The following is a 13,069-nucleotide window of genomic DNA, read 5'->3' as shown; positions in this document are numbered from 1 at the left end:
CTCCTGTTAAAGGCCAATACACATGTATTTGATTTCTAAGTAGTCTTCGATACCGTACTTCGACCCTTCGCGGCCGAGGCCGGAGGCCTTAACGCCGCCGAACGGGGCGACTTCGGTGGAGATAATGCCGGTATTGATGCCGATGATGCCGTACTCCAGCGCTTCGCCGACGCGGAAAACGCGGCTCAGATCGCGGGCGTAGAAATAGGCGGCGAGGCCGAACTCGGTATCGTTGGCCTGGGCAATGACGTCGGCTTCATCTTTAAAGCGGAACAGCGGGGCCAGCGGGCCGAAGGTCTCCTCTTTCGCCACTTTGGCGCTGTCGGGAACGTTGACCAGGATGGTCGGCTGGAAGAAGTTGCCGCCTAGGGCGTGCGGTTTGCCGCCGGTGACCACCTTCGCGCCTTTGGCGATGGCGTCGGCAATGTGTTCTTCAACTTTGGCGACGGCTTTCTCGTCGATCAGCGGGCCGGTGGTGACCCCGTCCTGCAGGCCGTCGCCAATGCGCAGTTTTTCCACCGCCTGCTGCAGCTTCTCGGCGAAACGTTCATATACCCCGTCCTGGACGTACAGGCGGTTGGCGCAAACGCAGGTCTGCCCGGCGTTGCGGAACTTCGACGCCAGCGCCCCCTCGACGGCTTTGTCGAGGTCGGCATCGTCGAAGACGATAAACGGCGCGTTGCCGCCCAGCTCCAGGGAGACTTTTTTGATGTCTTTCGCGCACTGCTCCATCAGCTGGCGGCCAATCTCGGTCGAGCCGGTAAAGGAGAGCTTGCGCACCAGCGGGTTACTGGTCAGTTCGCCGCCGACCGCGCCGGCTGAGCCGGTGACGACGTTGAACACCCCGGCGGGGATCCCGGCGCGATTGGCCAGTTCGGCCAGCGCCAGCGCGGAAAACGGCGTCTGGCTGGCCGGTTTCAGGACCATGGTGCAGCCCGCAGCCAGCGCCGGGCCCGCTTTGCGGGTGATCATCGCCGCCGGGAAGTTCCACGGGGTGATGGCGGCGGTAACGCCGATAGGCTGCTTAATCACCAGCAGGCGCTTGTCGGCCTGGTGGCCAGGAATGGTGTCGCCGTAAATGCGTTTACCTTCTTCAGCGAACCATTCAATAAAGGAGGCGGCGTAGCTGATTTCACCTTTGGCTTCCGCCAGCGGTTTCCCCTGCTCGAGGGTCATCAGACGAGCGAGATCGTCCTGATTCTCCATCATAAGATCGAACCAGCGGCGCAGAATGTTCGCCCGCTCTTTGGCGGTGAGGGCACGCCAGGCGGGAAGGGCGCGGTTAGCGGCCTCGATCGCTTGTCGGGTTTCGTCGGCGCCCATTTTCGGCACGCTGCCGAGCTGCTCGCCGTTGGCCGGGTTGGTCACCGCAATCACGTCGCCGTTGGGCGCATCGCGCCACTGACCATCAATCAGCGCCTGCTGGCGAAACAGAGTCATATCGTTGAGTTGCATAATCGCTTCCTGTCTTCAGGGGGTTAACGGGTAAAAGCGGCGTGTAGTGTCTCCACGCTACGTGCCGCACGCAGCGTGCGTCCGGGATTGCTCTGGCTGGCCAGCAGGGTCTGCACCTTGCTGACGATATGCGCGCCGATCGGGATAGCCGACGTCGCCGCCGGCGACGGCGCGTTACAGGTGTGAATGGAACGCGCGGTGGTGACAAAGAGAAAATCGTCGATCAGTTTGCCCTGCGGCGACACCGCCTGCGCCCGCACGCCGGCCGGCCACGGGCGTAAATCGCTGAGCGTCAGGCTCGGGCAGTATTTCTGCACCAGCCGCAGATAGCCGCTTCTGCACAGCGAATTCTTCATTTCACCCAGTCCGGAGCGCAGGTTGTTTTGCAGCACCCGGCGGATGCCGGGCGAGGTGAGGATCTCCAGGGTATCGGCCAGCGAGATATCACGCTTGCGATAGCCTTCGCGCTTCAGGGCCAGCACGGCGTTGGGGCCGACGGTGACGCTGCCGTCGATCATGCGGGTCAGGTGGACGCCGAGGAACGGCATCGCCGGATCGGGGATCGGATAGATCAGATGGTTGACGATCTGATTGTGCTGCGGGGCAAGCTGGAAATACTCCCCGCGGAACGGGCAGATGATAAACCCGGGATCGACGCCGAGCATTTTCACCAGCCGATCGGCCATCAGCCCGGAGCAGGTAATCAGCGTCGAGGCCTCATACTCACCGCCCTGACGGGTACGGATCACCACGCCGCTGGCGTGTTCTTTCAGGGCGCTGACTTCGGCGTTGTAGACAATGGCGCCGCCTTTCGATTCGAAGTTCTTCGCCATCGCCGCCGCCACGTCGCGGTAGCTGACGATGCCGCTGGAAGGGACGAATATCCCGCCGAGCCCGGTAATGTTCGGTTCGCGCTCGCGCAGCTCCCCGGCGCTCAGCCATTCCCGCTGCAGGCCGTTGGCGGCGGTGCGATCCCACAGGGCGCGCATCCGCTCCATCTCCAGCGGCGAGGTGGCGACCAGCATCTTGCCGCAGACGTCATAGCGGATGCCGTTCTGCTCGCAAAAGGCCTTGGTAGCGCGGTTGCCGGCGAGGCAAAACTGCGCCTTGAGGCTGCCGGGGGTGTAATACACCCCGGCGTGGATCACGCCGCTGTTGTGGCCGGTCTGATGGCAGGCCGGGCCGGACTCTTTTTCCAGCAGCGCAATGCGGGCGTCCGGGTAAATCTCAATTAACTGCATGGCGGTCGACATGCCGATGATGCCGCCGCCGATAATCACGAAATCATACATCCGCTCAATTCCTTCGCCTGAAAACCCTTATTGATGAGTCTGGTAATGATTCGTGGAATACGCAAAGTAGCCGCGCTGGCGCATCAGCTCGCGGCGCAGGTCCGGGTGCGGCGTAAAGCGGTCGCGGCCGTGCAGCCAGAACAGGTTGTTAATCAACAGAAATTTGCCTACCGGCACCGGTATAGAAAGAATGTTTTTGCTGGTCTCCAGCGCGTCGGAGAGGCGGCTCAGCCAGGTGCCTTCTTCGAAATCTTTCGGCTGGACGAACTGGTCGATATAGCGCATCACCGGGCGACCCAGCTGGTCGACGTCGAACACCGGGTGGAAAACATCTTTGCTGACGTTTTTGCTCGGCGGCGCGGCCCAGCGCATCGGGCGGCGGGCGAGCGGGTCGCGGAAGAATTCGTCGAGGTGCTCCCAGTCGTCGAGATGCAGCAGCAGGGAATTGCCGCCCTGCATGTTCTGCTCGTCGATCTTCATCATCAGCACGTAGTCGGTTTGCTCTTCGACGTAGGTACCGTCGTTGTGCAGCTCCATCACCCGGTGCGGCTGGCGCAGGTAGCTGTCGGAATTATCGACGTTTTTCACCACGAAGCGGGCGTAATACTGGCCGCTCATGGCGTCGAAGTTGGAACGGCCAATCAGGTGGGCGACGGCGGTGGCCAGCTTGACCATCTCTTCGGCCTGGCTGACGTTATCGATCCCTTCGCCGTTGATCAGCAGCGCGCCTTCCGCGCGATCGAGCAATGTTTTGATCAGCAGCGGCTGCAGCTGGTTGCCGCACAGATCGTCGAGGATCTTGCCCACCTGGAAGCGTAAGAAAGATTTGTACTCCAGCGCCTGCACCGGCCACTGCTCGACCTGCTGCAGAAACTGGGTGGTGGTGTCCGCGGAAAAGGTGAGCTCCAGCAGGCGCGGCGACTGGGCGGAAGGGGAGACGGTAAAGCCAGGGTATTGCTGGGCTAACGGCGCGGGTGTCGGTTTTACTGCGGTCAGGGCGTTCATCAGGATCGTTCCTCGCTGTAAGGTCAGGGTGATGTTCATTTCGTAGCCATAAATTAAAAATATCTACATTTTTATAAAATGCGTACGAAATGGCCTTTTTGTTTCCATTTTGTGATCTGACAACAATTATTTAACAATGCGGGAGGGGGCTAAGGTGGTGGTGAAAGTTGAGGAGCAGAGCGAGCGGCGGATAGCGCAAAAAATTGGGGGTAGGCTGACGGGAAATCGTAATACCGGTCACAGTTTTTAATCTGCACAATACCCTTACCAGATGAAGGTGTTAATATTCAGCCGGTAAATACCTTTCAATGCTCACCGAGGCTTCGATGCTGGAGAATGTCATTATCAGATAATCAGCTTCCCGACCTGCCCAGGCCGGACTGATTATCGCTGCGCTTAAACCTTACGCACACACCTGCGGGTGTAGGCATGTTTTCGCACATGATAATGAACAGGTTTCAGTATGAATTTATCCCGTCAGGAACAACGGACCTTACACGTACTCGCCAAAGGTGGCCGTATTGCGCACGTCCGCGATACCTCCGGCCGCATTACCGCCGTCGAATGCTACACCCGGGAAGGGCTGTTGCTGAGCGACTGTACCCTCGCGGTCTTCAAAAAGCTCAAAACCAAAAAGCTGATTAAGTCGGTGAATGGCCAGCCGTACCGGATCAACACCACCGGTTTGAATAACGTTCGCGCACAGGCGGACAACCGCTGATACAGCGACCCGGGCAGGGTCGCTGCCCGGGCGTATGGCTCTCAAGGAGAAACACCCATGATCGATATCCCTCGCATTTTTACTATCAGTGAAAGCGAACACCGTATTCATAACCCTTTTACCCCGGAAAAGTACGCCACGCTGGGACGGGCGCTGCGAATGGCGCCGGGCACCACCATTCTTGACCTCGGCAGCGGCTCCGGCGAGATGCTCTGTAGCTGGGCGCGCGATCATCAGATCGTCGGCACCGGGGTGGACATGAGTCTGCTATTCAGTCAGCAGGCGGCCGCCCGGGCAGAAGCGCTCGGGGTGAGCGACCGGGTGACTTTCATACACCAGGATGCCAGCGGGTATGTCGCCAGTCAGCCGTGCGATATTGCCGCCTGCGTGGGGGCAACGTGGATCGGCGGCGGAGTGGCAGGCACGATTGCGCTGCTGAAGCAGAGTCTTAACCCAGGCGGCATGCTGCTTATCGGCGAGCCATGGTGGCGCAAACGCCCCGCCACGGCGGAAGAGGCGGTTGCCTGCGGCGCGCAGTCACCCGATGACTTCCTGACGCTGCCGGCGCTGGTCGCTCACTTTGGCGAACTGGGCTATGACGTGGTGGAGATGGTACTGGCCGACCAGGAGGGCTGGGATCGTTATGAAGCGGCGAAATGGCTGACGATGCGCCGCTGGCTGGAGGCCAATCCGCACGATGACTTCGCGCCGGAGGTTCGCCAGCAGTTGACCACTGCGCCGCTACACCACGTCACCTGGACCCGGGAATATCTCGGCTGGGGCGTGTTTGTCCTGATGGCGCGTTAACCGGTATGTCGGTAGCGTCAGGAGGCGCTACCGACCATTTTCAGACCTTCAGCTCGTCGTAGCTGACCATGACGTGCTGGCGAAAGGCGGGCCGTGCGGTTAGCCGTGCATAATACGCCGCAAGGTGGGGGAGGGGACGACGGGTGATATCGATGGCAAAGTAGCGGTACAGCACATGACCAAACTGGATATCGGCCAGGGTGAACGTATCGCCCACCAGATAGCGACTGCCAGCGAGACGTGCCTCGGCAACCGCCAGCTTTTGCTCCAGGGCCGTCACCGCCGCGGCGATGGCCTGCGGATCCCGCTCGGCGGCGGGCGTGCGCACCACGCGCCAGAACACCGGCGCCGTAAAGCCGAGGGCGATATTCTGCTTTGACCACTCGGCCCAGCGATCAACCTCAGTACGAGCCAGCAGTTCGCCCGGCCAGAAGGCGTCGTCGGCGTAGCGACTGGCTAAATAGCGAAGGATCGCGCCGGTTTCCCACAGCGGCGGATTTTCGTCATCCTGCAGCACTGGCACCGTACGATTGGGATTGAGCTGATAAAACGCCTCGCTGTCGGTACCGCCATAGCGATGCCCCACGTCGAACCGGAGATAGTCCAGCCCAAGCTCGCCAACACACCACATCAGCGCCTGCACGTTAGAGGAGGTTTTTCGGCCCCAGATGGTCAGCATCGGGATCTCCAGAGAATAATGAAAGAAGGAGCATAGCAGGTTGGGTTGAAAAGAGGAGGGGGCACAAAAGAAATGAACCACCTCGCCGCGCAGGGGGCGGACGCGCTGGTCAGATGTTCAAACCAGGGGCGTAGCTGAGCCAGCTATTCAGTGCACAGTATAAGAGGAAGAAACAGAGGGCAGCAGTTTGCCCTCTGTTTACTTGTGTGGTCTTGTACTAAGGTGTGGCGCTAAAAAACTCGCCAAACTTGACGGCCAGCCAGCCGACAGGCGTCGTGGCGCCGCCGACGATATTGGTGATCTCGGCCATCCCTTCCGGCACTGGAATATGCGAGTTCACCGCCGCCTGAGTGTATTCTTGCGAAATGTCCGTCCCGACATACAGGATGCAGGTCACGATCAGGGTTCCGGTTATGAACATGCGGAACATATTTCGTTTACAGAACGGCGTGACCATTGCCAGCAGGAACATTAATGAAGCCAGATCGACAAAGGGCAGTACGCGGTTGCCGGGCAGAATGATAGACAGCACCACAGCCATAGGGATTAACAGCAGACCGGTCGCCAGTACCGAAGGTTCACCGATCAGTAACGCCGTATCCATCCCGATGTAAAAATCGCGCCCCGGGAATTTAGCCTTCAGTTTTGCTTCAGCGGCATCACGGACAATCAACAATCCCTGCACCAGAATTTCAATCATTTTAGGCAGTAGCAGCATGGCGGCTGAAACCTTAATGGCCAGTGAAACGGCAGCAGATACGTCATATCCCGCCAGGAAGGCCAACAGCAGTCCCAGCACAAATCCCAGGGTAAGAGGCTCGCCAAAAACGCCGAATTTTTTATTAATACTTTCCGGATCGAAATTGATTTTATTGATAAGCGGGATCTTATCAATGATGTAATTACAGGCAATGCCAAACGGCACGTAAGCTATACAGGTAAGATGTGGGAATGATATCCCTTTAAGATTATAGTTTTTTTGTAAATATGGAGCCGTTAAATCTGCCGCCAATAGCGTCAACACAAAAATAGCGAATGTAATACCGACCGAAAGCCAGTAATTTCCCGTTCCGGCATAGACCACAGACCCCATGATCAGGAAAATCCAGTAGTTAAAAATATCGATATTCACCGTTTTGGTTAATTTCAACAGAAGCATAGCCAGGTTGATGACGATAAAGCCCACCACGACGGGCAGCATCAGCGGCGAACCCCAGCCAATGGTTGATGCGGTAGGCCAACCGGTATCAACGACCGTTAACTGCAGGCCGATACGCTCAACCATCGCCTGCGATGCGGGGCCCAGATTTGTCAGCAGCAGGCCAATCACCAGCCCCACCCCTTCAAAACCAATGCCTACCAGCATTCCTGCTTTAAATGCCGTACCGATTTTAACGCCAAAGCAAAGCGCGATAATAAAGAATATTACTGGCATCATTACTGATGCCCCCAGACTAATAATGCTGTTGATAATATCCATAATGATTCCTTAAAAGGCGGGCGAATTGGGCACGAGTTAACCCGTGCCCATTGGGCCCTGTTAATATCTTTAATGGTTCTTTTAGTATTTAACTGAGTTTCTTTAAAAGGATCTCAGCGAAGAGTTTGGGCGAATTACTGAATGCGTCAATGGTACTCCCGGCAATATGCGGCGTAATGGTCACGTTATTCAGTGTATAGAATGCACTGTCGTCAGGGAGTGGCTCGTCATCAAAGGTATCAAGCGCGGCGCCCATGATTTGCCCGGATCTGAGCGCATCAATCATCTCTTTTTCATTGATTAACCCGGAGCGTGCCGTGTTAACAATGATGGCACTGCGCTTCATCAGCGCGAAATGGTGTGCGTTAATCAGATTTTCGGTTTCCGGCGTCAGGCGAGCATGTAACGAGATAACGTCGGCGCGTTGTACCAGTTCGTCCAGAGAATCGACTTTCTCATAACGTTCATGGCCTGCAACGTACTTATCGTAAAAGATAATCTCCGTGCCAAAGCCGCTGAGAAATCCCGCGACCAGTTGGGCAATATGACCGAGGCCAACCAGCCCCACGACTTTTCCGCCAAGCTCCGGGATCGCCTGATGGTTCGGACTGTCTTTACGCCAGTATTTGTCACGCAGGGCATCGTGTGAACGGGCGATATTGCGCATTTCCGCCAGGATCATGCCGACCGTGAATTCGGCGACGCTGCGAGCGTTACGCCCCGGTGTGTTTATCACCTCAACGCCCCGGGCGTTCGCCACCTGAAGATTCACGTTTTCCACGCCACCGCGGAGCACGCCTACATATTTCAGCTTTGGTAGTTTATCGAACACCGCAGTATTGACGGGGGCAAACTGAGTGATCAGGATGTCAATATCATCCATTCCCTGAAGCAGCGCTTCCGGTAAGGCCACCGCTTCTGCTCCTTCCTGTTCAACCCGCAGATTATCTTCCTGAAGTTTCTCAACGGAGTCATGTGACCACTCGCGTATTTCTACTTCAATTCCCTTATCCCTGAGCGCTTTCAGTCCTGATTCCATCATCGCTGCATTGATAAACAGATCGGCAATTGCCAGACATTTCATAATGATTCTCCCTAGATTAACGCATCAACATACCGCCGGTAACGTCCAGAGTTGCTCCCGTCATATAGCTGGTCTTAGGAGAAACCATGAAGACTCCGATGTCGGCAATTTCTTGCGGCTGGGCCACGCGGCCCACCGGAATACGACTGACGTAATAGTCAGGGTTTTGCTCAATGTTCTTACGGATCATTGCAGTATCCATGATCCCGACGGCGATATTGTTCACATTGATTTTTTGTTTGGCGATTTCCCGCGCCAGAGAGATAGCAAAGGCGACCAGGCCGGCCTTACTTGCCGCGTAGTGCGCATGTCCCGTCGTGGAGCCGTGGAACGCGGCCTGCGAGGTAATATTCAGAATGCTGCCCATCTGGTCATGCTGCAGGCAGTGATTTACAAACAGCTGACTGAGATGGAAGATGGCTTTCAGATTGACATTCATCACCAAATCCCAGTCCTGCGGGCTGATCTCGGTGACGTAGCCGCTCAGCCAGATCCCGGCGTTATTCACCAGAATGTCGGCTTTGCCCAGTCTGTCGATACAGGTGGCAAACAGATTTTCCCGGCTCTGCTCGTCAGAGAGATCGGTTTTGACCGCGATGATCTCTACGTTCGCGCTGGCCTTCACCGTTTCGATCAGCCGTTCGGGATGCTCTTCCTCACGCATATAGGTAAAGCAGATATTGACGCCTTCTTTGGCGAGAGAAAGAACAAACTCTTTCCCCAGGCCGGTTGCGCCGCCTGTCACGATGGCCGTACGATTCGTTAAATTCAGATCCATTTTTTCCTCACTTAGTGCGCGATGTAGTTGCTGCAGCTTTTCCACGGCGACTGCATTTCTGATAACAGGTTTTTATAAAGCTGGTATTTGGTCTGGTAGACCCGGTGGTTTTCCGGATTAGGGGAGACGGTGCGTGAGACATGGACCATGTCGTTTGAGGCCGCAAATACCTCCGCAAACCAGCCCACCATGACGGCGGCGGTCATCGCGGTACCCAGGGTCCCGTGCTCTTTGACGTCAACGATTTCCAGCGTGGCCTGGAATATATCGGCGAATATCTGCAGCCAGACCGGGGAGTTCGTGACACCGCCAGCAATACGAATAGTGCGGCTTAACTTCGGGTTAATATTGCGTAAGCGCTCGGTGTGGTAGAGATGGCTGAAGGCCACGCCCTCATATATCGCCCGCAGAAAATGGGCTTTTTTATGGAAGCTGTTGACACCGATAAAGCCGGCCGAGGCGTCGGGAATGGTGTTAGAGCCAAACACGAACGGAAAGAACAGCAGGTGACTTTCATCCGGCGTCGTTGATGAAACCAGCTTATTGCACAGGTCATAGACCGACGATCCTTGTTCGGCGGAGGTTTTCCGATCGCTCTCCATAAAGTTGTTAATAAACCACTCCAGGTTGCTCGCGGAGGTGGGGCTGGCCTCGGTGATGAGCCATTTACCTTCAATGGGATAAATGGAGGTCATAAACAGATCTTTATCAATAACCGGGTGGTCGGTAACGTATTCGTTTATGCTCCAGGTGCCGGTGACGATCGCCATCTTATCGAGACTGTTAATCCCCGAGGCAATGGAAGAGGCCGAGATATCAAACACCCCGCCAGAAACCGGCGTACCTGCGCATAAACCGGTCAGACGGGCCACGTCGTCAGTGATTTTTCCGCAGCATTCTGTTGAGCGTTTGATGGGGGGCAATTTGTCCCGCAGTTCATCAAGTCCCCACCATGCCAGTAGTTCATCGTCATACTGGCAGTCACGTACGTTGATCAGGTTGGTCCCTGAGATATCGGTCAGCTCAAGAAAAGCCTCTCCGGTCAGGTAAAAACGGATCAGGTCCTTGACCATAAAAATATAACGCGCTTTTTGCAGCGTCTCGGGCTCGAACTCCTTCAGCCATGCCAGCAGGGCGACAGGTTGTCCGGCCCAGATGGACTGCATTGTTTTTGGCAAAATGTCGGTAAGGAATTCTGGCGAGCGTTGCCATCTCTCAACGTACTCTTTTGCCCGGCTATCGGTGGATATAATGCCGTTACGCACCGGGTGACCTTCTTCGTCGACCAGATACAGACCGTTACCATGACCGGTGACGGCCACTCCTTTTATCTGGCTGGCGTCGATACCTGATTGCGCAATCGCTTTTTTAATCACTTCGACATTAGCGGCCCACAGCTCATCGATACTGCGCTCTGTGTGGAATTCCCGGGGTGTCAGCATCTGCGTGGATTTTGAGGCGATGGCGAGCACCTGTCCTTTACGGTCATAGATGGCTGCCTTGGTGACGGTTCCACCATTGTCGATGCCCATGACGTATTCATCTTTCATTCGCGTGGACTCCTTATTGGTTACCATAAGCCGGGCTCGCTGGTGGTTATCCCTTTAAATCCGGCATGGAATATTTTATCTACAAGGTATTTGCGCTTAACAAAGCCTCCGGCGATGAATACCACATCAAAGCCTTTCAAATTTCGGCTAATCAACTCCAGACACTGGCAGGCATATTCAGCAGGTAAGATTTCAATTGCGTCCGGTGGACTGTGTTTAACAATATCGAGCGACTGATCAAGCGATCGCGAATCGATAAGTAAAACCCGATATACGGTCAGCAATCCCTCCTTTTTGGCGTAGCGTAGCGCGGAGAGATTGGAAGAAATAACACCATCAACCTTGTAATAATTTTTCAGCAGATTGATCCCCGCCTGATCCGGTTTAAAGCCGCCCAGTAATTCAAGGTGAACGAGGACCTTCTTACCGCTTTGATGGCATTTGCCAATCAGCGACTGCAGATTGCCGATATTCGCTTCGGATAGCAGTACATATTCTGACTGGCAGGATAATGCTTTCTCAAAGTATTTATACTTCCTGATGGAAGGGATGATGGTGTTATTTGAAATCATATTAATTTCCGATGTTATTTAGCCATGTAGAGGCTGTATGCATCTTCCGCTGTTGCGTTTTCATGGATGATGGCATTCAGGCCTGCTACCACTTTCGCCGGCTGCGGATCCTGGGTAATGTTTCGTCCTACAGCCACGCCTTTCGCACCCATCTGCATACAGTGCTGAACAAATTTGAAGTAACCGTCGATGCCGGTTTTTGGCCCTCCTAAGGCAAGCACCGGCACGCCAGCAGCTTCAACGATCAGTCGGTCCTCTGGTGAACCGGTAAAACGCGTTTTGATGACGTCCGCGCCCAGCTCCACCGCTGCGCGGGCCGATGCAGCGATGATGGCCGGATTGTTAGAATCATCGCTGGTGACGGGATAACCATACGGGAGCGATTCGACAATCAGCGGTACGTTCCAGCGATCCGCTGCCTGCGCGAGTTGCATCGCCATAATGTGGGTTTTTTCTTCATTGAAGGCGCCGGGGAAGGTCATGCAGACCACGCCCTCGGCAGCGACTTTAAGCGCATCTTCGACGGAAAAAACGGGGGTAGTATCGGGAACGGTATTGTCAAAGATACTGACCGTGCTGTCGACGCGTAAGACAACGGGAACGCTGTTTAATGCTTCCCGATAATTCTTCAACATGCCGTACGTGACGAGCGCACAATCCAGGCCGTGTTCCACCAGAGCAGGGAGCTGATTTATCGTATTATCAATACCATTTGTTTTCGTGGAAAAATAGTAGCCATCCAGCGCTAAGGTCACGGATTTACCATCTTTTGCGAATATTCTTGCGAGACGACGTTCTTTAGACATTTATTTACTCCTGAGATAAAAAAACAAAAAAAAGCCCTCAGAGACTCGCGTCTCTGAGGGCTTTCTGTTCACATACCCTTTTGATAATGGTTCGGGATTCCAAAGCATTATCAATGCAATTTTTTAGCAAAGTGAGAAAGGTTTAACTTTTTTAAATTAAATCTGTTCTCTTGCGTGATTAAATAACTAACACACGCGATAACTTATTGTCCAGTTGGTATCGTTGAAATGAGAGATTCATCACATCAATATGTTGTATTCCATGAGAAGTGCCGGGTTAAATACAGAAACAGAACCTTTAAAAACCAGGCAATAATGCATCCGGTCAAGGGTGAGAACGCCAGGCGTTTATTTCATCCGCATGAAGATCGCATCCATGCATGCCTATGCCTGCAGGTCGTCATCTACAACGCGCATTTATTCCTGTCCGGATGGCGTACAAAAACGCTATAGCAATGTTGTCGGCATGGCGATCTGTCCCTACTGATTTCATCCTGCCGCCCGGGCAAATTACTCATCCGCTTTGTGCGCCCAGGCAGGCATCGCCGTCAGATAACGTTTTGCCCGTTTCCGTGATTCCGCTACGCCCACCTTTTGCCAGGAGTCGAGAAAAGCCGCCAGACCGGATACGGCCTCTTCCCAGGATTTCAGATTACCGTCGCTGTCGCTGCAATACGCGCAATATTTATCGCTGGCCCCTTGCGCATCAGGTGCGGACATCGGCATTCCGCAGGCCTGGCAAAAACTTTCGTGCTGTGTCATAGATCGCCCCTCCTGTCGTTTGGTTGTCTACTAAACATACAGAATTTACGCATGGCGCTTAGCGTTTCAGATCAATAG

Annotated in this window: 13 protein-coding genes; 2 read left to right on the top strand and 11 right to left on the bottom strand. The window is 54.9% G+C overall.

The genetic code is table 11. From position 1 onward, the window contains the following. Positions 1 to 6: 6 nt before the first annotated feature. The 3 genes from gabD to glaH are packed head-to-tail and all read right to left on the bottom strand — an operon-like array spanning position 7 to position 3,752. The gene (gene gabD, locus ABLV64_RS01770; protein WP_043521477.1) at positions 7 to 1,455 is read right to left on the bottom strand and encodes an NADP-dependent succinate-semialdehyde dehydrogenase; all 1,449 of its coding nucleotides are present in this window, start codon (positions 1,453 to 1,455) and stop codon (positions 7 to 9) included. Between the two features lie 23 nt (positions 1,456 to 1,478). Further along, positions 1,479 to 2,747, bottom strand: a complete 1,269-nt coding sequence (lhgO, locus tag ABLV64_RS01765) for an L-2-hydroxyglutarate oxidase (protein WP_032455601.1) — start codon at positions 2,745 to 2,747, stop codon at positions 1,479 to 1,481. A gap of 27 nt (positions 2,748 to 2,774) precedes the next feature. Further along, complete coding sequence (gene glaH, locus ABLV64_RS01760; RefSeq protein WP_004204667.1) at positions 2,775 to 3,752, bottom strand: glutarate dioxygenase GlaH; 978 nt, start codon at positions 3,750 to 3,752, stop codon at positions 2,775 to 2,777. A 463-nt stretch (positions 3,753 to 4,215) separates the two neighbouring features. On the opposite strand from glaH, the gene ABLV64_RS01755 reads away from it, so the two are divergent. Together ABLV64_RS01755 and ABLV64_RS01750 are read left to right on the top strand one after the other, a co-directional pair. After that, complete coding sequence (locus ABLV64_RS01755; RefSeq protein ID WP_002889848.1) at positions 4,216 to 4,473, top strand: YjhX family toxin; 258 nt, start codon at positions 4,216 to 4,218, stop codon at positions 4,471 to 4,473. Positions 4,474 to 4,530: 57 nt separating this feature from the next. Continuing rightward, positions 4,531 to 5,280 (top strand): class I SAM-dependent methyltransferase, encoded by a 750-nt coding sequence (locus tag ABLV64_RS01750; RefSeq protein WP_017901319.1) that lies wholly within the window; start codon positions 4,531 to 4,533, stop codon positions 5,278 to 5,280. Between the two features lie 40 nt (positions 5,281 to 5,320). Here ABLV64_RS01750 and ABLV64_RS01745 read toward each other — a convergent pair whose 3' ends face one another. The 8 genes from ABLV64_RS01745 to ABLV64_RS01710 form a co-directional block, all read right to left on the bottom strand. Continuing rightward, entirely contained in the window at positions 5,321 to 5,959 is a 639-nt protein-coding gene (locus ABLV64_RS01745; protein WP_042937970.1) for a glutathione S-transferase family protein, read from the bottom strand. A 217-nt stretch (positions 5,960 to 6,176) separates the two neighbouring features. Continuing rightward, on the bottom strand, positions 6,177 to 7,439 hold the full coding sequence (locus tag ABLV64_RS01740) for a PTS transporter subunit IIC (RefSeq protein WP_004204671.1): 1,263 nt from the start codon (positions 7,437 to 7,439) through the stop codon (positions 6,177 to 6,179). A gap of 88 nt (positions 7,440 to 7,527) precedes the next feature. Continuing rightward, a complete protein-coding gene (locus tag ABLV64_RS01735; RefSeq protein ID WP_004204672.1) occupies positions 7,528 to 8,523 on the bottom strand; it encodes a 2-hydroxyacid dehydrogenase in 996 nt (331 codons plus the stop codon). Positions 8,524 to 8,539: 16 nt separating this feature from the next. After that, positions 8,540 to 9,301: an SDR family oxidoreductase gene (locus ABLV64_RS01730; RefSeq protein ID WP_316937735.1), complete on the bottom strand. Its 762-nt coding sequence runs from the start codon at positions 9,299 to 9,301 to the stop codon at positions 8,540 to 8,542. Between the two features lie 11 nt (positions 9,302 to 9,312). Then, positions 9,313 to 10,851: an FGGY-family carbohydrate kinase gene (locus ABLV64_RS01725; protein WP_040215249.1), complete on the bottom strand. Its 1,539-nt coding sequence runs from the start codon at positions 10,849 to 10,851 to the stop codon at positions 9,313 to 9,315. A gap of 20 nt (positions 10,852 to 10,871) precedes the next feature. Continuing rightward, positions 10,872 to 11,423, bottom strand: a complete 552-nt coding sequence (locus tag ABLV64_RS01720; protein WP_002889866.1) for a glycerol-3-phosphate responsive antiterminator — start codon at positions 11,421 to 11,423, stop codon at positions 10,872 to 10,874. A gap of 14 nt (positions 11,424 to 11,437) precedes the next feature. Further along, entirely contained in the window at positions 11,438 to 12,229 is a 792-nt protein-coding gene (locus tag ABLV64_RS01715; RefSeq protein WP_032455606.1) for a phospho-2-dehydro-3-deoxyheptonate aldolase, read from the bottom strand. Between the two features lie 510 nt (positions 12,230 to 12,739). Then, positions 12,740 to 12,991, bottom strand: coding sequence for a zinc ribbon domain-containing protein (locus ABLV64_RS01710; protein WP_004204679.1), 252 nt, complete (start codon positions 12,989 to 12,991; stop codon positions 12,740 to 12,742). Between the last annotated feature and the right edge of the window lie 78 nt (positions 12,992 to 13,069).

It is taken from the genome of Klebsiella sp. JB_Kp031 (assembly GCF_040064295.1).
Lineage (GTDB): Bacteria > Pseudomonadota > Gammaproteobacteria > Enterobacterales > Enterobacteriaceae > Klebsiella > Klebsiella quasipneumoniae.
Note: the sequence above shows the minus strand (reverse complement) of the source record. Positions and strands in the feature narration are given on the sequence as shown.